At 31.5% G+C, this 24,118-nt stretch carries 20 protein-coding genes and 2 pseudogenes; 15 read left to right on the top strand and 7 right to left on the bottom strand.

Features of this window, described 5'->3' with window-relative positions; all coding sequences use genetic code 11:
• Nucleotides 1-12 precede the first annotated feature (12 nt).
• The 7 genes and pseudogenes from ssp1_RS02585 (at nucleotide 13) to ssp1_RS02615 (ending at nucleotide 6,165) form a co-directional block, all read left to right on the top strand.
• Nucleotides 13-432, top strand: a complete 420-nt coding sequence (locus ssp1_RS02585) for a MarR family winged helix-turn-helix transcriptional regulator (protein WP_002452428.1) — start codon at nucleotides 13-15, stop codon at nucleotides 430-432.
• A 96-nt stretch (nucleotides 433-528) separates the two neighbouring features.
• Nucleotides 529-1,884, top strand: a pseudogene (locus tag ssp1_RS02590) (MATE family efflux transporter).
• Nucleotides 1,885-2,091: 207 nt separating this feature from the next.
• Nucleotides 2,092-3,339, top strand: a pseudogene (locus ssp1_RS12000) (copper resistance CopC/CopD family protein).
• Nucleotides 3,340-3,350: 11 nt separating this feature from the next.
• Nucleotides 3,351-3,941 (top strand): YcnI family protein, encoded by a 591-nt coding sequence (locus ssp1_RS02600; RefSeq protein ID WP_075778148.1) that lies wholly within the window; start codon nucleotides 3,351-3,353, stop codon nucleotides 3,939-3,941.
• 188 nt (nucleotides 3,942-4,129) lie between these two features.
• A complete protein-coding gene (locus ssp1_RS02605) occupies nucleotides 4,130-4,543 on the top strand; it encodes a DUF2871 domain-containing protein (protein WP_002452423.1) in 414 nt (137 codons plus the stop codon).
• A gap of 161 nt (nucleotides 4,544-4,704) precedes the next feature.
• Nucleotides 4,705-5,739: an NAD(P)/FAD-dependent oxidoreductase gene (locus tag ssp1_RS02610; protein WP_075778149.1), complete on the top strand. Its 1,035-nt coding sequence runs from the start codon at nucleotides 4,705-4,707 to the stop codon at nucleotides 5,737-5,739.
• A gap of 24 nt (nucleotides 5,740-5,763) precedes the next feature.
• A complete protein-coding gene (locus ssp1_RS02615; RefSeq protein WP_075778150.1) occupies nucleotides 5,764-6,165 on the top strand; it encodes a GNAT family N-acetyltransferase in 402 nt (133 codons plus the stop codon).
• Between the two features lie 62 nt (nucleotides 6,166-6,227).
• On the opposite strand, the gene ssp1_RS02620 is transcribed toward ssp1_RS02615, so the two are convergent.
• Nucleotides 6,228-7,223, bottom strand: a complete 996-nt coding sequence (locus tag ssp1_RS02620; protein WP_075778151.1) for an acrylyl-CoA reductase family protein — start codon at nucleotides 7,221-7,223, stop codon at nucleotides 6,228-6,230.
• Nucleotides 7,224-7,549: 326 nt separating this feature from the next.
• On the opposite strand from ssp1_RS02620, the gene efeO reads away from it, so the two are divergent.
• Genes efeO through ssp1_RS02635 form a run of 3 tightly spaced genes read left to right on the top strand, consistent with a single transcriptional unit; the run spans nucleotide 7,550 to nucleotide 11,320 of the window.
• Nucleotides 7,550-8,404, top strand: coding sequence for an iron uptake system protein EfeO (efeO, locus tag ssp1_RS02625; RefSeq protein ID WP_075778152.1), 855 nt, complete (start codon nucleotides 7,550-7,552; stop codon nucleotides 8,402-8,404).
• Nucleotides 8,401-9,627, top strand: coding sequence for an iron uptake transporter deferrochelatase/peroxidase subunit (efeB, locus tag ssp1_RS02630; protein ID WP_075778153.1), 1,227 nt, complete (start codon nucleotides 8,401-8,403; stop codon nucleotides 9,625-9,627). Before efeO ends, efeB begins: the two co-directional genes overlap by 4 nt.
• Nucleotides 9,608-11,320: an FTR1 family protein gene (locus tag ssp1_RS02635; protein WP_075778154.1), complete on the top strand. Its 1,713-nt coding sequence runs from the start codon at nucleotides 9,608-9,610 to the stop codon at nucleotides 11,318-11,320. Before efeB ends, ssp1_RS02635 begins: the two co-directional genes overlap by 20 nt.
• 22 nt (nucleotides 11,321-11,342) lie before the next feature.
• Here ssp1_RS02635 and tatC read toward each other — a convergent pair whose 3' ends face one another.
• Entirely contained in the window at nucleotides 11,343-12,077 is a 735-nt protein-coding gene (gene tatC / locus ssp1_RS02640; protein ID WP_002452416.1) for a twin-arginine translocase subunit TatC, read from the bottom strand.
• A complete protein-coding gene (tatA, locus tag ssp1_RS02645; RefSeq protein ID WP_002452415.1) occupies nucleotides 12,061-12,279 on the bottom strand; it encodes a twin-arginine translocase TatA/TatE family subunit in 219 nt (72 codons plus the stop codon). Before tatA ends, tatC begins: the two co-directional genes overlap by 17 nt.
• A gap of 247 nt (nucleotides 12,280-12,526) precedes the next feature.
• Between tatA and ssp1_RS02650 the strand changes: the two genes are divergently transcribed.
• From ssp1_RS02650 to ssp1_RS02660, 3 genes are all read left to right on the top strand, one after another.
• Nucleotides 12,527-13,039 (top strand): GNAT family N-acetyltransferase, encoded by a 513-nt coding sequence (locus ssp1_RS02650; RefSeq protein ID WP_075778155.1) that lies wholly within the window; start codon nucleotides 12,527-12,529, stop codon nucleotides 13,037-13,039.
• 153 nt (nucleotides 13,040-13,192) lie between these two features.
• Nucleotides 13,193-15,355 carry a bifunctional glycosyltransferase/CDP-glycerol:glycerophosphate glycerophosphotransferase gene (locus ssp1_RS02655; RefSeq protein WP_002452413.1) on the top strand — a complete coding sequence of 721 codons (2,163 nt, stop codon included), beginning with the start codon at nucleotides 13,193-13,195 and terminating at the stop codon, nucleotides 15,353-15,355.
• 164 nt (nucleotides 15,356-15,519) lie between these two features.
• Nucleotides 15,520-16,284 (top strand): TpgX protein, encoded by a 765-nt coding sequence (locus tag ssp1_RS02660; protein WP_075778157.1) that lies wholly within the window; start codon nucleotides 15,520-15,522, stop codon nucleotides 16,282-16,284.
• Between the two features lie 84 nt (nucleotides 16,285-16,368).
• Here ssp1_RS02660 and ssp1_RS02665 read toward each other — a convergent pair whose 3' ends face one another.
• Nucleotides 16,369-18,051: a CDP-glycerol glycerophosphotransferase family protein gene (locus ssp1_RS02665; RefSeq protein WP_075778158.1), complete on the bottom strand. Its 1,683-nt coding sequence runs from the start codon at nucleotides 18,049-18,051 to the stop codon at nucleotides 16,369-16,371.
• 341 nt (nucleotides 18,052-18,392) lie between these two features.
• On the opposite strand from ssp1_RS02665, the gene ssp1_RS02670 reads away from it, so the two are divergent.
• Complete coding sequence (locus ssp1_RS02670; protein ID WP_002452410.1) at nucleotides 18,393-19,994, top strand: L-lactate permease; 1,602 nt, start codon at nucleotides 18,393-18,395, stop codon at nucleotides 19,992-19,994.
• A 76-nt stretch (nucleotides 19,995-20,070) separates the two neighbouring features.
• Here the strand turns inward: ssp1_RS02670 and ssp1_RS02675 are convergent, their stop codons facing one another.
• Nucleotides 20,071-21,216, bottom strand: coding sequence for a glycosyltransferase family 4 protein (locus ssp1_RS02675; RefSeq protein ID WP_075778159.1), 1,146 nt, complete (start codon nucleotides 21,214-21,216; stop codon nucleotides 20,071-20,073).
• A 436-nt stretch (nucleotides 21,217-21,652) separates the two neighbouring features.
• Here ssp1_RS02675 and mqo point away from each other — a divergent pair, with 436 nt between their 5' ends.
• On the top strand, nucleotides 21,653-23,131 hold the full coding sequence (gene mqo, locus ssp1_RS02680; protein ID WP_002452408.1) for a malate dehydrogenase (quinone): 1,479 nt from the start codon (nucleotides 21,653-21,655) through the stop codon (nucleotides 23,129-23,131).
• Between the two features lie 58 nt (nucleotides 23,132-23,189).
• On the opposite strand, the gene ssp1_RS02685 is transcribed toward mqo, so the two are convergent.
• The gene (locus ssp1_RS02685; RefSeq protein WP_002452407.1) at nucleotides 23,190-23,654 is read right to left on the bottom strand and encodes a DUF3021 domain-containing protein; all 465 of its coding nucleotides are present in this window, start codon (nucleotides 23,652-23,654) and stop codon (nucleotides 23,190-23,192) included.
• Complete coding sequence (locus tag ssp1_RS02690; RefSeq protein WP_049424873.1) at nucleotides 23,651-24,097, bottom strand: LytTR family DNA-binding domain-containing protein; 447 nt, start codon at nucleotides 24,095-24,097, stop codon at nucleotides 23,651-23,653. The genes ssp1_RS02685 and ssp1_RS02690 overlap by 4 nt, the downstream gene beginning before the upstream one ends.
• Nucleotides 24,098-24,118 lie beyond the last annotated feature (21 nt).

Genomic DNA, 24,118 nt, shown 5'->3' on the forward strand with positions numbered 1-24,118 from the left:
TGAGGTGAAGCGATGGAATTAACGTATCAATTTTTATTAAGAAGCTTAGCGCACCAAATGAAAAACTATGCAGATCGAAGGTTAGATGATTTCGGAATTACTCAAGAACAGAGCCATACATTAGGTTATATTTATCGACATCAAGATAAGGGTATATCTCAAAAAGATTTGATGCATTTTTTTGATAGAAAAGGATCTACAGTTAGTAACATACTAAAAAATTTGGAGACACAGGGATTAGTTTTTCGTAAAGTAAACCCACAAGATACACGTAGTAAAATATTAAAACTAACAGATGAAGGCGTGTCGTTAGTTGAATCATTTACAAAAGTGTTTGATGAAATTGAAGAACGAATGTTATTAAATTTTTCAGATGAAGAAAAAATAAGATTAAAAGAAAATTTGGAACAGATGATGAAAAACTTAGAATAATACGTGGTTATTGCTAATAATAATAACCACATTATTTTTTGATATATATTTAGATATCTAACTATTAGCCATCTAACGAAAAAGGGAGTAAGAATAATGAAAGACGAACAATTGTATTTTTTTGAAAAAGCACCTATCTTTAAAGCGATGATGCATTTCTCATTGCCAATGATGATAGGGACTTTATTAAGTGTTATTTATGGGATTTTAAATGTATATTTCATAGGATTTTTAGATGATAGTCATATGATTTCAGCTATCTCATTAACATTGCCAATCTTTGCAGCTTTAATGGGGTTTGGTAATTTATTTGGAGTTGGTGGTGGAACATATATTTCACGACTACTGGGTGCTAAAGATTATAGTAAAAGTAAATACGTAAGTAGTTTCTCAATATATGGTGGATTATTATTTGGTATAATTATTGCATTAATTACAATACCGTTTACAGATCAAATTGCACAAATATTAGGTGCACATGGTGAAACAATACATTTCACAAGTGAATATTTAAGAATTATGTTCTTAAGTGCGCCATTTGTTATTTTGTTCTTTATTTTAGAACAATTTGCGCGTGCGGTAGGCGCACCATTTGTATCTATGGCCGGTATGTTAGCAAGTGTTGTATTAAATATGATTCTAGATCCAATATTAATTTTTGGATTTGATTTGAATGTAGTTGGAGCAGCTTTAGGAACAGCTATTTCAAACTTAGCGGCTGTGATCTTCTTTATCATTTATTTTGTGAAAAAAATTGATTCATTATCATTAAATATTAAATTTGCTAAACCTAAAAAAGATATGATGGCAGAAATTTTCAAAATAGGTATTCCTGCTTTCTTAATGGTAGTACTTATGGGAGTAACTGGACTAGTATTGAACTTATTCTTAGCTCATTATGGTAACTATGCGATTGCAAGTTATGGTATTCAATTTAGATTAGTACAATTCCCAGAATTAATTATTATGGGATTAAGTGAAGGGGTTGTACCATTAATTGCTTATAACTTTGTTGCTAATCAATAAAGAATGAAAGATACAATTAAAGCAGTTATAATATCTATCTTTGCAATCTTTGCAGTAAGTATGGTAATTGTGTTCATCTTTGGACACCAAATTATTCAGTTATTTAGTACAGATCCGCATATTGTTAGCCTAGCAACATTTATGCTACAAGTTACAATGACATCATTACTATTAAATGGTATCGGATTCTTATTTACTGGTATGCTACAAGCAACTGGTCAAGGACGTGGTGCAACGATAATGGCTATTTTACAAGGCACAATCATTATTCCAGTTTTATTCGTTATGAATAGTTTGTTTGGTTTAACAGGCGTAGTATGGTCATTATTAATTGCTGAGACATTATGTGCTTTAGCAGCAATGTTAATCGTTTATTTATTAAGAAATAAACTAACTGTTGATAAAGAAGCATTATTAGAAGAATAATCATTAGCATTCAATTGGAGGTTGAGACATAAAATTATTGTGCTTTGGGAAACCGATTAACGGCGTCCCCAAAGCAAGATTAATCGCTTTGTCTCGACCTTTTTTGTCTAATTCGTGAACAATTTTTAATATTATTGTGAATGATACTGGTAATCGTTATGATGTAATGTGGAAAGAAAGTTGAAGTAATAAAGATAGGGGGATTCGATGGTACATATTAAAAGGTACCCAAAAATCGTTATTGCTTTAATAATGATTTGTTTTCTTTCGTTGATGCCATCACTGATGAATGAAGCTTCAGCTCATGCAACTTTGGAAAAGACGAATCCTAAACAAGATGGCGTTGTAAAACACATGCCTAATGAGATTGAATTAGAGTTTAATGAACCTGTTAACTCTAATTCAATCTCATTAGGCAATGATAAAGGAAAAGAATTAGGTAAAGTGAAACCATCGACGTCTGGATGGTCTAAAACGTTAGCATTTTCAACTGACAAAGTCGGCAAAGGTACACATACAATTAAATGGCAAGCTATTTCGGCCGATGGACATGAAGTTGGAGACCAATTTGAATTTTCAGTTGGTAAAGTTACTGCGTAAGATATAGATACATCTAATGCCTTTTATGAAGAACCAAGTTTCTGGTTTGGTGTTATGCGATATATTGTGGAAGGCGCTACGATTATATTAGTTGGTTTCTTTTGGTTGAATCGTATAGCCCAACGAAAGCAATTGAAGTCGTTTGATCTATTTCCAAAACAGTTTGGTATTGCATTGATGTTGATGATGTCATATGTAATGGCGTTATTGCTTTACATGATGACATTAACTTCTGACGTAGTAGATGATATTTTGTCGCTTGATATTGTTGTTTTGATGCAATTTCCATTTATTTTAAGCTCAATTGCAATGATATTATTATTTGCGTTAATCATAATTAGAAATATGGATCGCATATGGTATGTACTTGTTTCAATTGTAATGGTTTTAACAATAGCGATGTCAGGTCATGCGTGGTCACAAACATTTCCGATTTGGTCCATTGTGATTAGGACGATACATATATCAGGCATGACACTATGGATCGGTGCACTTGTATATCTCGTATGGTATGCAATGATTAAGAAATCATTAGATCAAGTGAAGACAGTTCGCTCAATGCTATTTAAAGTAAATGTGATTGCGGTTACGATGATTATCGTTTCAGGTGTATTAATGGCAATTGATGAAACCAATATTTTAGCGATTTGGTCAAATATGCAAACATGGACAACACTAATGTTAGTTAAAATCATAGGTACGATACTTATGATGGGATTAGGATTTTATCAAACTTCAAAAGCACTTGGTAAACGTCAACAAGTCAATCGCATAACATTGATTACAGAATTGGTAATGGGAGTCATACTTATTTTTATAGGTGTGATGATGAGTCAAATTAATATTCCGGGATAAGGAGCAAAATGATGTTTAAAAAATTAATATCGATGAGTTTTATTTTATTTATTGCATTAGGACTATTTAAAGTTGCCGATGCACATGTCACATTAAATCCTAATGAGAGCGAGCCCAAATCATATGATAAATATGATGTACGTGTTCCAGTAGAACAAAATGACAACACAATAAAAGTAGAGTTAACAGTACCAAAAGGTGTGAATCTTGAAAATGTAGCACCAGTAGACGGTTTTAAGCATTCTTTCGAAAAAGATAAAAAAGGGAACATCACAAAAGTAACATGGAAGGCCACTGGTAAAGGTATCGGTCCAAATGAATTTATAGAATTTCCAATTGTAGCGGCTAATCCTGATAAAGAAGGTAGTTTCAAATGGAAAGCCGTTCAAACATATGATAACGGTGATGTCGTAAAATGGGACGGAAAAGAAGATAGTGAACATCCTGCACCAATTACAACTGTGAAAAAAGGTGCTAATCCAAATGGTTCACATAGTGATCAATCATCAACTACAAGTGGTAGTACAATTGCACTATGGATAGTATCTATTGTCGCAATTTTACTTTCACTAATTGCAATTTTTAAGAAAGCACGTAAATAATCATTTGAATTAGAGATAGAGTTATATAACGCTTGAAGCATTGCTATTTTGAATAGCGACATCATACAACGTTATGGCTCTGTCTCTTTTTATATAACTCAATTTTTAAAATAGTAATGATGTTGTTGTATTGTCACTTTCATAATGATAAATATGTTCTATAATATAGAGGTGAGGGAGGAAACATCATGCGTAGATTATTATACTCATTTTTAATTTATATGATTATTGGATTATTTAGTGGTTTTTATTATAGAGAATTGACGAAAATGCACGATTTTACGGGTGATACACAATTATCATTAGTTCATACACATACATTAATTTTAGGTATGTTCATGTTTTTATTATTACTACCTTTAGAAAAAGTTTTTAAATTAAGTAGCTATTATTTATTTAATTGGTTTTTCGTGATTTATCATATTGGTTTATTAGTTACAATTGGTATGATGACAGTCAAAGGTACATATCAAGTTATAGGTAAAACTGTTCCAGCATCTTTCCCTGGTTTTGCAGGTATGGGACATACGGCTATGTTAGCCGCATTATTAATACTGTTTTTCTTATTAAGACAGGCGATCATCAAAGAACCAAGAGATTAAAACGAACGCGTGAGTGTAAAGACTCACGCGTTTTTTTTGTGAAGTGATTTGCTTCATAAGTCAAATATCGTATAGTATAATGAAAAAGTATTAAATGATAATAATTTTCAGTTAAAGTATAAATATATGTTTTTTACAGTGTTATTATAGGGGGAAGCAAAATGGAAGACGTTACAATTATAGGTGGCGGGCCAGCAGGCTTATTTGCAAGCTTTTACTCAGGTCTAAGAGGGATGTCTGTGAGAATCATAGACGTTCAAGATAAATTGGGTGGAAAGATGCAAGTTTATCCAGAAAAAATTATATGGGATATAGGTGGCGTAGCACCTAAACCATGTTACCAAGTAATTGAAGATATGATTCAACAAGGGTTACACTTTAATCCTAAAGTGAATTTAAATGAACGTGTCATAGATATAAGAAAAATAGATGAAAGACACTTTGAAGTTGAAACTGAAAAAGGCCATATCTTCCATTCTAAATCGGTTATTTTTGCAATCGGTGGTGGGATTATAAATCCTAAACCATTAAATATCAAAGGGGCTGAAAGATATCAACTGACGAACTTGCATTATGTCGTGCAATCATTTGGAAGATTTAAGGGGAAAGATGTACTTATTTCTGGTGGCGGCAATACTGCGTTAGATTGGGCGCGTGATATTGCTCAAATTGCGAACAGTGTGACAGTTATATTTAGAAAACCAGAAGTGTCTGGATATGAAGCAATGACTAAAGTTCTAGAAGATTTAAATGTAACATTGATACCACATACACAAATTAGTGAACTCATAGGTAACGAAGAAGATACGTATATTCACCAAGTTAAATTAGAAAACATAGAGACAGGAGAAATGACTATAGCGTCATTTGATGACGTCATCATTAGCCATGGCTTTGATCATGAAAATCCGCTATTAAAGGATTGTACATCACAATTTGAATTATATGATGAATATCGAGTTAAAGGTTTTGGAAATACAACTACTAATATTCCAGGTATCTTTGCATGTGGTGATATTGTACATCATGAAGCAAAAGTTCACTTGATTGCGAGTGCCTTTAGTGATGCAGGTAACGCAGCTAACCTTGTTAAAACGTATATTCAACCTGATGCTCCAACAGAAGGCTATGTGTCAAGTCATAATGATATCTTCAAAGAGTCTAATAAAGAAATTATAAACCAATATTTATTTTAAAAAGAAAAATTTGGAGGAGTCATAATGGTAGTTATCAAACATATAGCGCCGTCCGTAGAAGATTATTTAAAATTACGATTAGATGCGGGACTAAGTGCAAAGTCCACTGAAGCGGCTAAAAGAGGATTGCCTAATGCTTGTTTTAATATCACTTTATATTATGAGTTGTCATTAATAGGTATGGGTAGAATCGTTGGAGATGAGGGAACAGCACTTCAAATTGTCGATATTGCTGTTCACCCAGATTATCAAGGACAAGGATATGGTCGTACAATTATGGAACACATTATGCAATACGTTCATGAAAATGCGGTAAAAGGTACTTATGTGAGTTTAATGGCTGATTATCCCGCAGATAAATTGTATGAAAAATTTGGTTTTCAATCTACAGAGCCACATTCAATGGGGATGTATATTTTATTTTAAACATATTCAAAAGGCGTCCTCGACAATGTAACGAGGACGCCTTTTTGTTGTAAGCTCTTATGTTATTTAACACCAAAGTCGACAACGATTCGACCCATGTGCTGATGATTCATTACACGATCAATACCATTTGGTAAGTCATCAAATGCAATGACTTCTTTAATATCATGTAATTGTTTTGGTTTTAAATCTTTGGCAAGACGACGCCAGACGAGTTTGCGTAGTTTAATTGGAGTGAAGACAGAATCAACGCCTAATATACTGATTCCTCTTAAAATAAGTGGAAAGACAGAACTTTCGAATTGAGTGCCACCAGTCATTCCAATAACGGCTATACTGCCATTATTATCAAGCTTATTGACGATATTAGCTAAACTTTCGCCGCCAACTGGATCTATAGCAGCCTGCCAAGTTCTTGAACCTAATGCTTTACCATCATATTCAGGTAAGCGATCAATAACATCCTTAGCGCCTAATGTTTTCAATTTGTCAGTTGCATCTTTACGCCCAGTACTAGCAACAACGTCATAACCTAATTTATCTAACATAAGGACTGATAGCATACCAACGCCACCAGAAGCGCCTCTAACTAATACATTATCCTTTTCTATTGTTAATCCTTCTGTTTCTAATCGCTCAATAGCTAAACCAGCTGTGTAACCAGCAGTACCATAAATCATAGCTTCTTCTAAAGTTAAATCTTCGGGTAGATCGATAATCCATTCGCTATTCACACGAGCATATTCACTGAAACCACCAAATTGACTCACGCCCAAATCATAGCTTGTTACAATGACTTTATATCCTACATAGTGACCTGGTGCATTAGATTCTACAATTTCACCTGATAAATCTATTCCTGGTACCATAGGATATTGTTTAACAATTGCATTACGATCTTGTGTAGCTAATGCATCTTTATAGTTAATACTTGAGTAATGTACTTTAATAAGGACATCACCTTCAGGTAAATCATTTATTGTAAGTTGCTTAAAATCTGCAGAGACCTTTCCTTCATCATCTCTATCTACGACATAAGCTTTAAATTCTTCTGCCAAAACATGTTCACTCCTTCAATATTATTGACCTTCATTATAATTTGTTTATTTACTTATTAAAATGATTTCTACTTTCCTTATTTATATTTATCAAAATAATGCCATAGTTATTTTAATATAAAACGAAGTGAAATTGCATAAAGTTTTAGAAATTAAAATGTTAAAAAATCTGTCTCATAAAAATTGAAAAGAATTGTTGTTGACACATTTAAAACGGACACATATAATTATTTTGATAATGATTATCAATTGATATTTCATAGATAAAAATATTCTGTATATATAGCGCGACAAATCAACGTGAAAAATTTTGAAGAGGTGTAGGAATGAAGAAATTACCAGTAATTTTATTAACGTCGTCTTTACTTTTAGCAGCATGTGGTAACAATAGTGATGGCGGTAAAGATAATGCTAATAAGAGTAGTAATAATAGTGAAAACAAAGCTGAATTAAAAGAAGCTACTAAAAAATATGAAAAATATACTGATAAACAATTAGATGAATTCTTAAAAGGGACTCAACAGTTTGTAGATGCGATTGACAATAATGATATGGATAAAGCGAAAGAATTATATCCTAAAGTACGTATGTATTATGAACGTTCAGAACCTGTTGCAGAAGCATTTGGTGATTTAGATCCCAAAATTGATGCACGTTTAGCAGATATGAAAGAAGAAAAGAAAGAAAAAGAATGGTCTGGTTACCATAAAATAGAGAAACAATTATATCAAGATAACACAATAGACGATACAACTAAGAAAGATGCTCAACAATTATTAAAAGATGCTAAAGAGCTACATGCTAAGGCTGAAACTTTAGATATTACACCTAAGTTAATGTTACAGGGGTCAGTAGATTTATTAAACGAAGTATCAACGTCTAAAATTACTGGTGAAGAAGAAATTTATTCTCACACAGATTTATATGACTTCAAAGCTAATATCGAAGGTGCACAAAAGATTTATGAATTATTCAAACCAACATTAGAGAAAAAAGATAAAAAATTAAGTGCTGATATTCAAAAGAACTTTGATAAAGTGAATGAATTACTTGATAAATATAAAGACGGAGACGGATACAAATCTTATAATGATGTAACTAAGAAAGATAGAAAAGCACTTTCAGATGCAGTGAATTCTTTAGGAGAACCACTAAGTAAGATGGCTGTGGTTACAGAATGAGTAAAGTAGATAATCAATCATCGTCTTCTGTTTCAAGACGCTCATTTTTAAAAATGATGGGTATTGGTGGAGCTGGCGTAGTCATTGGTGCAAGTGGAGCAGGTAGTGTATTTTCATTTAAGTCAATGTTTGATACGCCAGAAGATGAAGAAAAAGATGCATATGAATTTTATGGCAAAGTACAAGCAGGCATTACAACACCAACACAGAAAACATGTAATGTCGTATCATTAGAACTTAAATCTAAAGATAAAAGTGCCATTAAGGATATGTTTAAACAATGGACTAAAATGGCGGAAAATATGACTGACGGCGATGCGGTAGAAAAGGATAGTAAGAATCCTTTGTTACCACCCGTTGATACTGGCGAAGCTATCGGTTTAGGCGCTAGTAAATTAACACTCACATTTGGTGTGAGTAAATCATTTATGAAAAAGTTAGGCCTTTCCGACAAAATCCGAAAAGACTATAAAGATTTACCACATTTTCCAAATGATCAAATAGACGAAGACTATAGTGATGGTGACATCATGATTCAAGCTTGTTCTAATGATGAGCAAGTGACATTTCATGCTGTACATAACTTAATTCGTCCGTTTAGAGATTTAGTCAAAGTAAAATGGTCACAAAACGGATTTGTATCAGTCAAAGGTAAAGAAACACCAAGAAATCTAATGGCGTTTAAGGATGGTACAGTTAATCCGAGAAAGACTAATGAATACAAAGATTATGTCTTTATTAATGACGGTTGGGCTAAAAATGGCACATATTGTATCATTCGACGTATTCAAATTCACATCGAAACATGGGATCGTACTGCATTAGAAGAACAAGAAGCTACTTTCGGTAGAAAAAGAAGTTCAGGTGCACCGTTAACAGGTAAAAAAGAATTTGATGAGTTGGATTTAAAAGCTAAAGATAGTACAGGAGAATATGTCATTCCAGAAGACGCCCATGCACGATTGGCAAGAGAAGCGAAAACTTCAATTAAAAGACGTGCGTATAATTATACTGCAGGTACTAACGAAAAAACTGGCAATTTAGAAACAGGATTATTATTTATTAGTTTCCAAAAATCACCACAACAATTTATTGATATACAGAATCATCTAGGTCATAAAGACAAATTGAATGAATATATTACGCATAGAGGTACTGCTACATTTATCGTATTGCCAGGCGTACAAAAGGGAGGCTACCTAGGTGAAACACTATTTAATTAAAATAGTAGTGATATTAATGATTGGGCTATCTATTTTTAGATTTACACCTGCACACGCCGAATCAGCCTCAATGAGCGAAACATATGTTGCGATTACTGATGCGAAATCGACAATTGCAGATAAAGATAAAAGCCAATCTGATAAAGCTAAAGCATTAAAAGACGTTAAAAAAGAAATTAAAGCGTTAAAGATTAATAATGATAGCAAAGAAGGCAAACAAGTTAATAGCAAGTTGAAAGAAGTAGAACATGCTTCATCAGACGATGCTAAAGCGGACAAACTTGGTGAACTGACTAAAGCGCTTATTGCTTATGAAAATCAACAATCTTCTAAAGACGCTTCAGGAAAGATTAAGGAATTACAACAAGCAGTTGATGCTAAAGACGCACCAATGAAAAAAGCCATCAAAGATAAAAATCACACAGAACTACAATCATTAAATAATGATTTAAATTCGATATGGACGAGTAATGAAACAGTCATTCGAAATTATGATGATGGTAAATATGGTCAAATTGAAGTTAATTTAATGCAATTAAGAGTTGCCATTCAAAAAGAGCCACTAGATACTGACAAAGTTAAAACTGCATGGTCAACGTTTAAGAACAGTATTGATACCGTTGATCAAAAGCAATCTGATTCAGACTCAGATAAGTATAAAGTTACTCAACTCAATGAAGAATTAGATAAAGCGATTGCTGGTATCAATGACAATGATTTAGATAAAGCAGATGCATCATTATCGCAATTTGTTAAAATCTGGCCATATGTCGAAGGTAAAATTCAAACTAAAAATAGTAGTTTATATACTAAAATAGAAGATAAAATTCCTTACTACCAAAGTATTTTAGATCAATCTAATAAAGACCGTGTGAAAAAAGGGTTACAAGAATTAAATTCAGAAATCAAAGATACGGTCGGACAAGGTGAGTATTCATTTGTAGATGTCATGATTATTTTCCTACGTGAAGGTATCGAGGTCTTATTAATTATCATGACCTTAACAACGATGACACGTAAAGTTAAGGATGTTAAAGGAACGTCTAGTGTAGTAGGCGGTGCCTTATTAGGTCTTATTTTAAGTATTGGACTAGGTATTACCTTTATCTATACGATTGGTAATAATGGCGTCGTAAGAGAAGGTATGGAAGCTATTTTAGGTATCGTAGCAGTGGTATTAATGTATGTTGTTGGTATTTGGATGCATCGAAGATCAAATGCTCAACGTTGGAATGAAATGATCCAGAGCATGTATAACAATGCGATGAGTAATGGTAATTTAATATTACTAGGTACAATTGGATTAATTTCTGTATTACGTGAAGGTGTCGAAGTCATTATCTTCTATATGGGAATGATTGGTAGTATTACTACTAAAGATTTTATTCTTGGTATAGGATTAGCCATCATCATATTAATTATCTTCGCATTTGCATTTAGATTTATTGTGAAACTTGTTCCTGTACGATTCATATTTAGAGTACTGTCTATCTTAATATTTGTCATGACATTTAAAATGTTAGGTGTAAGTATTCAAAAATTACAATTGTTAGGCTATATGTCTCAGCATAGTATTGAAGGATTACCAACATTGAGTTGGATTGGTTTCTATCCAAGTGTTGAAACCATTATTGCTCAAGTCATATTAATCATACTTATTCTTATATTCGTTTTAAACAATCGTAAGAAATAAATAAACATCTCGAATGAAGATATTAGACTTCGTTCGAGATGTTTTGCTGTTTATATGTGATTTTGGCGATGAGCATACTAAATTCAAATAAAAGAATTAAAGGTAACGTTAATAATAAATTAAGTACTAAATCAGGTGGTGCAATGATACTAGCAACTACAAAACATGCAAAATAAATATATTTACGATAAGTACCTAATTGGCGCGGATCAATTAAACCAAAATGCGCTAATCCTAAAAATAGTACTGGAATTTGGAATAAAAAACCAAAAACCAATAGCCATCTTATGAGTTCTCCTAAATATGCTTTTAAACCTATGATTGGTTCGATACTAAGGGCATCTGATAAGTTAATTGAAAAATTAATAATCAGTGGAAAACCAATAAAAAAGGCAAATATAACGCCAAGAATAAAAAGAACTGCACAAAAGATACTATATTTATAGATGAATTTGCGTTCATGTTGATGTAAGCCTGGTGCGATAAATGCCCATAATTGATAGAAAATCATTGGTGCAATAATGCAAAGGGCAACCGTAAATATAATCATAATATAAATTTGTATGGTTTCAGTAAACGAGAATGTGTGCAACGTCACATCAGAACGTTTTACATAATGTAAAAAAGGTTTAACCCACCAATGTGATGATAGATAAGTTATCACTGTTGCGATAATAAAGGCAATCAGAGTATGTACTAATCGTTGTCGTAATTCAGTAAAATGGTCTAATAATGTCGAGTTATTTTGATTGTTCACGTTGTGATTTTGATGCTTTACTGGGTGTGTCTGTAGAATCGTCGTCCATGTGTTCAGCAGCGGATTTAAATTCTTTTAATGTTGATCCAATAGCACGTCCAAATTGTGGTAACTTCGTAGGTCCAAAAATGATTAAGGCAATAATACTAATGATGACAAGACTTGTAGGTCCAGTAATTCCTAATACAAACAAATTTTCCATTTAATTCCATCCTTTATGAGTGTGATTGATTAATTATAACTTTATACTTATTGATAAAGATTATCAATAAGTATTTTACTTTTTAAAAGATTTTTTATAAAACTAAATACCGTTAGAATCAAAACGAGATGCTTGAAGTCCAAAGTGATTGCTTTGATTATGAAAATAATTAATAATAGATGAATTTTTTTAAGAAATAAGATAAAGTATTGTTAATCTACACGATTAAAGGGGGATTTATGTAATCATGAAACAAATAAGGGAAGTAAGTATTGAAGAAGTTGAAACATTACAAAAGATAGCGATAGAAACGTTTTATGAAACATTTGGACCATTCTATACAGATGATAATTTACAAAAGTACTTTGATAGTGCGTTTAATATTGAGACTTTAAAAAAAGAATTACAAGAACCGTTATCATTTTATTATTTTTTTACTGAAGATGACGATATTGTTGGATACACAAAATTTAATGTTGATGATGCACAAACTGAACCACATGGCCCCGATTATTTAGAAGTTCAACGTATTTATTTTTATCAATCACATCAAGGTGGAGGCAGAGGCAAAAAATTTATAGACCTTGCTGTTGAGAAAGCAAAAGCATATAAAAAATCCAAAATTTGGTTAGGCGTTTGGGAAAATAATCCTCAAGCCATTAAGTTTTATGAATCACGAGGTTTTGTTGAAACAGGACACCACGAATTTATTACAGGAGATGTTGTGGATAGAGATATTATCATGGAAAAGGAATTATAATTATGTATATATCTATGATTTGATTTGAAATCACATATTGAATTATTCGCATATCAGTACAAAGTCAGATATAATGATGACGTTAATTTTTTAATTATGATTAAAATAATTAGATAAATATAAAAAGATTTAACGTTGGAAAGGACGTATTAGATGCATTCATTGACGATTATTGTCACTTACTATAATTCAGAGGAGTATATTCAAAGTTGTATAGAAAGTATTAAGCAACAACGTACTCAAGATTTTGAAGTTATCATAGTTAACGATGGTTCCACAGATCAAACAGAGGCATTGATGAAAGAATCACTTAAAGATTATGATAAAAAAGTTAATTACATTAAATTAGAAGAAAATCAAGGTCATGCACACGCACGAAATGTTGCAATGAAGGAAGTAGAAACTCCTTATTTCATGTTCTTAGATGCAGATGATGAATTAGCTTCTTATGCAATTACTTTTTACTTAGATAAGTTTAATTATACAGATGGGTTAATTGCACCTGTGCATTCATTTATGCTTAAAAAGCCACAATATGTTGACTTAGACAAAGTAAAAGTTAACTATTTTGATGGTAAACGTAATATTAATTCATTTTTAAGAAAGCAAACAGCATGTAACATTATTTTTAGAACGGCTATCGTCAGAGCACATGATTTAAAGTTTAATGAAGATTTAAATGTGTATACAGACTGGTCATTCGTTATTGAGTATTCAAAATATGTTAATAAATTTATGAGAATTACGAATTTCTCATTCTATTATCGTGGAGAAGTATATGATCCATTTGATGGTAAGACATTAAGTGAACAAGACTTTGACATCTTATTCGAAGATTATGTCAAAATGTTCTATGATGCAATGGCACGTGTCACTCATAAAGAGACTAAATCATTTATTATTAATAAATTAGAACAGCAAATTGCGAGAGATTTTGATCCTACACATCATGATATTAAGAAACGATATGCTGCACACAAAGAAACACTTGTTGAACTTGCACGTTATTTAAATGTTAACTTGATTAAACATCAACATCTTATTAACAAAATTGAAACGATTCTATTAATGAACGAAGATACAGAAAAAGCATTTCAAGTGAATCAATTTAGAAAGACATTAAGACATGTTAAAAATATTGTTTTACGTAATAAGAATAAAAATCGCTCTATTTATGAATTAACAGATAAAGAAGACAATGTTAAGCCAGAAACGATTGTATTTGAATCATTCGGTGGTAAAAACTATAGCGATAGTCCTAAATATATTTATGAATATATGCAAAAATATTATCCGAATTATCGTTATGTATGGTCTTTTAAAAATCCTAAAAATCACGTAGTTCCAGGTAATGCGGAAACAGTTAAACGAAATTCAGAAGCCTATTATAAAGCATATTCTGAAGCGAGTCATTGGGTTTCAAATGCGAGATTACCATTATATTTAAATAAGAAAGAAAATCAAACTTACATTCAAACTTGGCACGGCACACCATTGAAACGCTTAGCTAATGATATGAAAGTGGTTCGTATGCCAGGTACGACGACACCTAAATATAAACGAAACTTTAATCGTGAAACATCAAGATGGGACTATTTAATTTCTCCAAACAGATATTCTACTGAAATTTTCAAAAGTGCATTTTGGATGGATGAACCTAGAATGTTAGAAATTGGTTATCCTAGAAATGATATTTTAGTAAATAGAGCAAACGATGAAGATTTTAAAAATGAAATTAAGAAGAACTTAAATATTCCTGAAGATAAAAAAGTCATTATGTATGCGCCAACTTGGAGAGATGACGAGTTTGTAAGTAAAGGCAAGTATTTATTTGAACTGAAAATCGATCTAGATAATTTATATCAAGAATTAGGCGATGACTATGTTATCCTTTTACGTATGCATTATTTAATTTCAAATGCGATTGATTTAACAGGATTTGAAAACTTTGCTGTGGATGTTTCTAATTATAACGATGTATCTGAGTTATTCTTAGTGAGTGATTGTCTCATTACAGATTACTCTTCAGTTATGTTTGATTACGGTATTTTAAAACGCCCTCAATTCTTCTTTGCATATGATATTGATAAATATGACAAAGGCTTACGAGGCTTCTATATGGATTATAAAAAAGACTTACCAGGTCCTATTTTCACAGAACCATATGAATTAGCAAAACAACTTAAAGATTTAGATAAGGTGCAACATGACTATCAAGACAAAATTGATGCATTTTATCATCGATTCTGTTCAGTTGATAAAGGCACAGCATCTCAATATATTGGAGATTTAATTCATAAAGATATTGAAGGTTAATCTTTATTAAAATAATACGAAAAATTAATAAAATTAGGGTATAATATTTATAAGTAATTAAATATTATGCCCTTTTTTATGTTTTTAATTATCAATGTAACTGCGTTGATAATAGGGTGAAGATGTTTGAATGGTTAATAAAAATACTATAGGAGGTTTTATTAATGAAGAAATTGTATACGAGTTTGTTAGCTTTATCCTTAATTTTAGGCGCAGCAGCATGTTCTAATGATGATAGTAGTAAGGACAAAGATAGTTCTAAGGATGATCAGTCAAAAACTGAACAGAAAGATAAAGCATCTAATGATCATTCAAAGGACAAATCGTCTGATAAAGAAAGCGATAAAGACGATAAAAACAAAGACAAAGATAAAAATGATAACGTAGCTTCAAACGATAGCAATTCAACAAGTAGTAACCAAGATAGTGATCATAACCAACTAGCGTCATCCAATAATAATGGAAGTAGTTCAGATCAACAAGCACAAAATACGAATGGAAATAATAATGGTGCTACAAACAATAATCAGCAACCAAGTAATACTAATAATAATCAAGGTACACCAAACCAAGGCTCATCAAACCAAGATACACAACAACCTACACAAGGTAATAACGGTTATGTAGTACCTTATCATGGTACTAATGCAGTTAATGTAGCAAGAAGCTTAACAAGAGATAATGTGAATCAATCAGAAGCCTTAAAACAATTACCAAACTTCCAAACTGCCTTAGATATTGCTAAACAAGAAGCTAATTTATATGGTAATCATAATAAAACGTATAATGACTACGGCATTGAAGGTAACAATGGTAATTACAGTTATGTATTTAGTTTTAAAGATCCACAACAAAATGGTGTTTATTCTATTGTTACAGTGAATAGTCAAGGTCAACCTGTTGTTGTTGATCCAGCTTATGGAAAATAGATTAAAATCTGAATTTATATAGTAAGAAAAAAGCGTATCACAAATTCTCACCATTTGTGGTACGCCTTTTTATAAAAAACTATTTTATTTTAGTTCATCTTGAATGAGTTGAGTTAAGTATTGTAATGATTGGTTATCCTTATTGATGTATGGATTATGATTTTTAGGAATCATATCATTGATTAAATCACGTGTTAACAAATCAGCATCTGTGTACCAGACATTAGATAAACTTTTGATAACGTCTTTATAAACACCACGTTCTTCGACATATTTTGTGTGATTCGGTGTGTATAAACAAACACGTTTATCTATCGTTAAAGCATCAAAAATAATTGAAGAATAATCTGTTAAAACGACATCAGAAATAAGCAATAGGTCCTGTGTTTCAATACCTTTTTGAGGTAAAATCACGCCATCAGGTAGCTGAGCTACACGGTCACTTTCAACGTGTCCTTTGAATATGACATTATATTTAGCTAATAATTGTTCTGAGATTGGTAACAATTCATCATCATGATGATCTGAAACCCATGTCGGTGCATATAATAGCACAGGTTTATTTGAGTCGCATCTTAATTCACGTTTAAGTTGTTCATAAAATGAAGACTCATTCAGTTTATTCAACAAATATTGCACTCTTGGATAGCCAATAGGTAACACGTGTGTATGATGTGTTGGGAAAGCTGAATGAAACATATCCATAGCTAGTTTAGAGTCACATACTAAATAATCTTGTTTAGCTAATTTATTATATTTACGGGCTCTGTAATTATAAATATTTAAGTTTTGATTTGGTTCACGACTATCTAAAAATAACTTTTTAATTGGTGTCCCATGCCAAAGCTGAATAATAGTACCATTAGGTTTGATGGCATCTGGCATATAGCTTTCAGTAACCACAACTTTAGCTGTTTCAATCATGGCTTGTGTTTCTGGATTATCAGGCGATATAAAATGTGGTCCTTGTCTATCATTTGTAACAAAATAAGTTTTAATCGTTGGATTACGTTTTACAAAGTAGCTAAATAAATATTTAGAATTGCCACGATAACCATAATCAAATCCGATAAAGACAACATGGTCTTTCAGTACCGATGTGTCTTTATCATATATATAACTTATTTCTCTATGTTTTTTTAAAGAATGATTTTTAAATGGTTTAAACATCCATTTGGGCAATTTGAATTTAGTGCTTAATAACACTGAATCTGAATATCTTAAGTCACTATGGTCATCAAAAGTGAATTTAGGAAATGGTACTTTTTGACGATGTTCATAAGCTATCGTATTTAAATAGAATTGATTGATTTTACTTATATTATCTTTATCAATAGATGACCAAAGTGCAGTACTTGTATGCATAGGTGCTTTGAAATCATAGACGACATGTCCATCGACAGCTAATTGTCCTTTTAAAATAGTAACTAAAGCTAAATCAAATATTGTTTCAATATTGAATTTTTCTAGGTGAGATAAGGCTGATTTAATTTCAAAAATCACGTTTGGATAATGATTAATATTTTTCACCCAGTCAATAAAATCGATGGTTTCAAGTCCAAAATAACGACAATCATTTAGATATGATTTGTCGATTGTATAATCAACAATGATTGAAGTGCTTTTTAACTCTACAGCTTCGAACATCTTTTGATGAATCATCATATCATTCGAATAAGGGGCAAAATGAGTATAACCTTCATCCAAAGCTTTCGTGAGTTGAATATCTATATTTTCTAAATTAGTAATATTAATTTGCTTTATCATATCGTTGACCTCTTTAAGACTAAATTTATTCTTTCTATTTTATCATGTGAGTCGTATGAATACATCACAAGGCACTTATTTTTGATTAAGTAACCGCTTACTCATTCGTTAAGCGCTTTAAAAGAGTTAGTGATTGAGAATATTATAAAATAATTGAGAAAAACTATAAAAACAATGTTGTAATTTTAACTAGAAGATGATATATTTTAATTGTGAAAAAGTTCACAAGTATAAATGGATAAATATTAATGAAGAATCACAATTACAGATATTCAATAATTTAATTTTGATATAAATCTAGCTAGAGACAACAAAATTTATAGTAAAGGAAGAGTCAAACTATGTTAGTAAATTCATTCAATCCATTTGATAACTTAGTGTTATCTAGTATTATTGCTGCAATTCCAATTATCCTGTTTTTATTATGTTTAACTGTTTTTAAAATGAAAGGGATATATGCGGCAGTGACAACTTTAGTTGTAACACTGTTAATCGCTATTCCGTTCTTTAAACTTCCAGTAGGTATTGCTTCAGGCGCAGTTGTGGAAGGTTTCTTCCAAGGTATTATCCCTATTGGTTATATTGTTATGATGGCAGTATTACTGTATAAAATCACATTAGAATCTGGACAGTTCTCAACGATTCAAGATAGCATTACGAGCATTTCGCAAGACCAACGTATTCAATTGTTATTAATTGGATTCTCATTTAATGCCTTTTTAGAAGGGGCTGCTGGATTTGGGGTTCCTATTGCGATTTGTGCATTATTATTAGCGCAATTAGGCTTCAAACCATTACAAGCTGCTATGTTATGTTTAGTTGCAAACGCAGCTTCAGGTGCATTTGGAGCTATTGGTATTCCAGTTGGAGTTATTGATACTTTACATTTACCTGGTGATGTATCAGCTATGGGCGTTTCTCAAACATCCGTATTTACATTAGTTATTATCAACTTCTTTATTCCGTTTTTATTAATCTTTATCATTGATGGATTCAAAGGGATTAAAGAAACATTACCTTCAATCTTAGTTGTATCTATTACTTATACTGTGTTACAAGCTTTATTAACAGTATTTAATGGACCGGAATTAGCAGATATTATTCCACCATTAGCATCAATGTTAGCTTTAGCATTATTCTCTAGAAAATTCCAACCTAAACATACGTTTAGAGTTCAAAAAGACGTAAAACCTGAACCAGTAAAACACCACAGTGCTAAATCAATATTATATGCGTGGAGTCCATTTGTCATTTTAACGATCATTGTTATGATTTGGAGCGCACCATCATTCAAAAATTTATTCTTACCTAAAGGTAAGTTATCAAGCTTAGTATTAAACTTTAATTTACCAGGAACATTTAGTGAAGTGGCACATAAACCAATTACATTATCATTGAACCTGATTGGACAAACAGGTACAGCGATTTTAATTACCATTATTATTACAGTATTGATGTCTAAAAAAGTTGGTTTTGGTGATGCAGGGCGTTTATTCGGTGTAACATTTAAAGAATTATGGTTACCAATATTAACAATTTGCTTTATTTTAGCTATCTCTAAAATTACAACATATGGTGGTCTAAGTAGTGCTATGGGTCAAGGAATTGCAAAAACAGGCGATGTATTCCCATTACTATCTCCAATACTAGGTTGGATTGGTGTATTTATGACAGGTTCAGTTGTGAATAACAACTCACTTTTTGCACCTATTCAAGCTTCTGTAGCACAACAAATTGGTACGAGTGGTTCATTATTGGTTGCTTCTAATACAGTTGGTGGTGTAGCAGCGAAATTGATTTCTCCTCAATCCATTGCTATTGCAACTGCAGCTGTTAAAGAAGTAGGTAAAGAATCAGAACTATTAAAAATGACTCTAAGATACAGTGTTGGATTACTCATATTCATTTGTATTTGGACATTTATCTTATCAGTAATATTATAAGAACAAATTAAAGAAGCATTTAAAAACTGATTTCTCGATTTTCGAGAAATCAGTTTTTATTTTAGAAGTTTATATGTTAAGTGAACATATTCATGAAGTCGTGGTATACGGCTTCTGCAGAATATGATTTCAGTGTTTCATGTCCTTCTTGAATGATGTGTTGTAGTTCCTCATCATTATGCATCGTTAGATCGATACGTTTAGCAAGTTGTGATGTATCATCATGAGTTACTAAGTAACCATTCTTACCACTTTTAATGATTGAATCAGGACCAGTATTACCATCGAAACTAATGACAAAGTTATCTTGTGCCATAGCTTCTAATATCACCATTCCAAATCCTTCGTTTCTAGATGGTATAACAGTGATTTTACTTTGAGCTAACTTTTGATTAAGTGATGGTGTGGCAGGATAAAGGTGTACAATATCTTGTAATTGATATTGGTCGATAAATTGTTTTAAATGTTCTTTCTCTTGTCCATCACCATATAAATGTAATTCATAGTTTAAATGTCTTAAGTCATCTTGAATTAATCTGATACTTTCTAATAAGAGGTCAAATCCTTTTTCGTATTCCAATCTGCCTGCTGCAAGAATAATATTTTTCTTTTGAGCAGCGATACGTTTATTATTAGCAATATTTGGCACTACATAAACGGGCGTTTTTAGTTTGGATTGATATATGGATTGATCGGCTGAAGTTAACGTAGTGATTTTATTAACATCACGGTAGGCATTAATGATTTGATTTTGGAATTTTTGCTCATGTGCATTAAAATTCATATGTTCCATAGCAACGGTAGTGACATTTTTATTCTGATATTTAGCAATTAAGATATTAAAACTTGCTCTTGTACCAATTAGGACATCCGTTGATACACGTTTGATAGCTTTTATCATCTTTTTCTCAACATAACTTGAAAATTGATTTAATCCAGGTTCATATTGAGATAAATGTTTAGGCTTTAACAAGGGTGTATATTTTCTTATTCGATTTGCTAAAATAGCATTAAAATGAGTTGGTTTTAAACGATAATCAACTAAATCTTGTACTTTGATGTCTTTGTGTAAGTTGAAATAAGGTTGATCATTGCCTCTAAAGACAGAAATAATCGTAACAGGATGACCCTTTTCAGCTAATGTGTTAGCTAGTTGTGAAATCGATTTAACTGTACCGCCCATGGCATAGATATTATGCATGAAAAATGTGAACGACTTCATTTGAACACCTCTTATATTTTGTGAATTTTTAATTATTATATCATGACATAGATTACGAAATAGATAAACGAATATGTTAAAATAGATATATTACCAATATTTAGAAAACATCTATTTGGTTGAAATATAGATATATATTAATTTCAATTTAATTATCCTAAGATGATTAATTGTAATTATATTGTACAATAGGTGATTGTTTTCATTAAAATAGTCATGTTATGGTACAATATAAAATGTTTTAAGTGTCATGTTTTAGGTAATGGATTGAGTGATTATGACTAGATTTCATGAATAATAAAACCAAGACGACATGATGTTTAGAAAAGAAAAACATTATTGATTTTATTTTTTTATCTAATTAGAAAGCGCTTTAATATAAGTCTAGATCATTTGATGTTTCATTAATCAACTAAAAAGGGGGACTGTATTTGTTATGAGTACACAACATAGCAAAACAGACGTCATCTTAATTGGTGGCGGTATTATGAGTGCAACACTAGGAACATTATTAAAAGAATTAACGCCTGATAAAGAAATCAAAGTATTTGAAAAGTTAAATCAACCTGGCGAAGAAAGTTCAAATGTATGGAATAATGCTGGTACAGGGCATTCAGCATTATGTGAGTTGAACTATACCAAAGAAGGTAAAGATGGATCTGTAGATATTAGTAAAGCGATTAAAATCAATGAACAATTCCAAATTTCTAAACAATTTTGGGCATATTTAGTTAGAACAGGTCAGTTAGAAAATCCTGAAAACTTTATCCAATCAGTACCACATATGAGCTTCGTTAAAGGTACAAACAATATTGAATTCTTGAAACGTCGTGTAGAAAGTCTTCAAAAAAATGTATTATTCGGTAAAATGGAAATTTCTGAAGATAGAAATAAAATTGCTGAATGGGTACCGTTGATGATGGAAGGTAGAACAGATGACGAACCAGTTGCAATTACTTATGATGAAACTGGTACAGATGTTAACTTCGGTGCTTTAACTAAAAAATTATTCAGTAATTTACAACAAAAGAATGTTGAAATTCAATATAAACACGAAGTGTTAGATATTAAAAAACAAAGTAATGGGACTTGGTTAGTTGAAGTAAAAAATTTAACTAATAATCAAGTAACAACTTATGAAACTGACTTTGTATTTATTGGTGCAGGCGGTGCAAGCTTACCATTACTGCAAAAAACAGGTATCAAAGAATCTAAACATATCGGAGGGTTCCCGGTAAGTGGATTATTCTTAAGATGTAAAAATCCTGATGTAATTAATCGCCATCATGCGAAAGTGTATGGTAAAGCAGAAGTGGGAGCACCACCTATGTCTGTACCGCACTTAGATACTCGATTTGTGAATGGCGAACGTTCATTACTATTTGGACCATTTGCAGGTTTCTCACCTAAATTCTTAAAAACAGGTTCATACTTAGATTTAATTAAATCAGTAAAACCAAATAATATCGTAACGATGTTATCAGCAGGTGTTAAGGAGTTTGATTTAACTAAATATTTAGTATCACAATTAATGCTTTCAAACGAAGAAAGAGTTGACGACTTACGAGTTTTCTTACCAAATGCTAAAGATGAAGATTGGGAAGTCATTACTGCAGGTCAACGTGTACAAGTGATTAAAGATACTAAAGATGCCAAAGGAAACCTACAATTTGGTACAGAAGTGATTACGTCAGAAGATGGCACATTAGCAGCGCTACTTGGTGCATCACCAGGTGCATCCACAGCTGTAGATATCATGTTTGACGTCCTTCAAAGATGTTATAAAGATGACTTTAAATCATGGGAACCAGCTATTAAAGAAATGGTACCTTCATTCGGTTTAAACTTATCAGAACATGAAGATGTGTATCACGCAGTAAATAAAGAAATTGTTAAATATTTAAAAGTTAAATAATAAAAGGAAAGCGCCTCTCTTATAAGTAGATCAACTACTAGTAAGAGAGGCGTTTTTATTAATGATTAGAATTAAATTTGATAAGCTTTTCATTAATGTTTTTGATTTCTTTTTTTGTTTTTAAGTAACTTATAAACCATATCAAGATGTAGATGCCTATGAAAATGATGGTGTATGAAACTAAACTCATCATTTTTAAGGGGAACCAACCTGCTAAGATTGCAAGGATAGTAAATGGAAAATAACTACATATAAAATGAACAAATGTAGATTTTGTAATACTCCAATCAGTAGCATTGAATATTAGGCTATTAAATGAAAATAAAAGACCTATTAGCATCCAAATAGACATTGATATTAACATAATGATAGGCTCTGAAAAATGATGGTAATAAATTGTGCCCATTGTTGAAGACGGTGACAATGGATGATAGTGTCCATTAGCATAGAGAAAACTGAAAAAATTAGAAAGCAATAATCCAATCATTAAACTAATGAAAAGGGATTTATAAATATTTTTCATAATGATAATCTCTCCTTAATTGATTTTAAATATCTTCTAGAGGAATAAGTGTAATCATCGTCTAAGTTCTTTAAATACATACGTATTAATCCGTTTGCTTCTAATTGTAGTTTAATAATGGCATGTTGATTAACAATTTCAGACTTAGATATACGAATGAAAGTGTTTGGGAGTTGTTCTTCTAACTCATATAGTCGGTATTTAGTATTGAAAACTTTGCCATTGGATACTGCTACAACTTGTTTTTGTTGAGTACGGAAGCTAGCGATATCTTCAATTTTTAGTTGGAATATATCTTCATCTAATTTGCCATTTATTTCGGTTAAACGATCAATGTCTTCAACAGTTTGAATTATTTTTTGTACACTTTTATCCATTTGTGGTGAATGGATTTCTACAAATTGCTTTCGTTCAGTGGGGCTAATAAATAATTTTAATTGCACAGGTGTAACCTCCTCTATATC

The sequence above is a fragment of the Staphylococcus sp. M0911 genome (assembly GCF_003491325.1).
Lineage (GTDB): Bacteria > Bacillota > Bacilli > Staphylococcales > Staphylococcaceae > Staphylococcus > Staphylococcus warneri_A.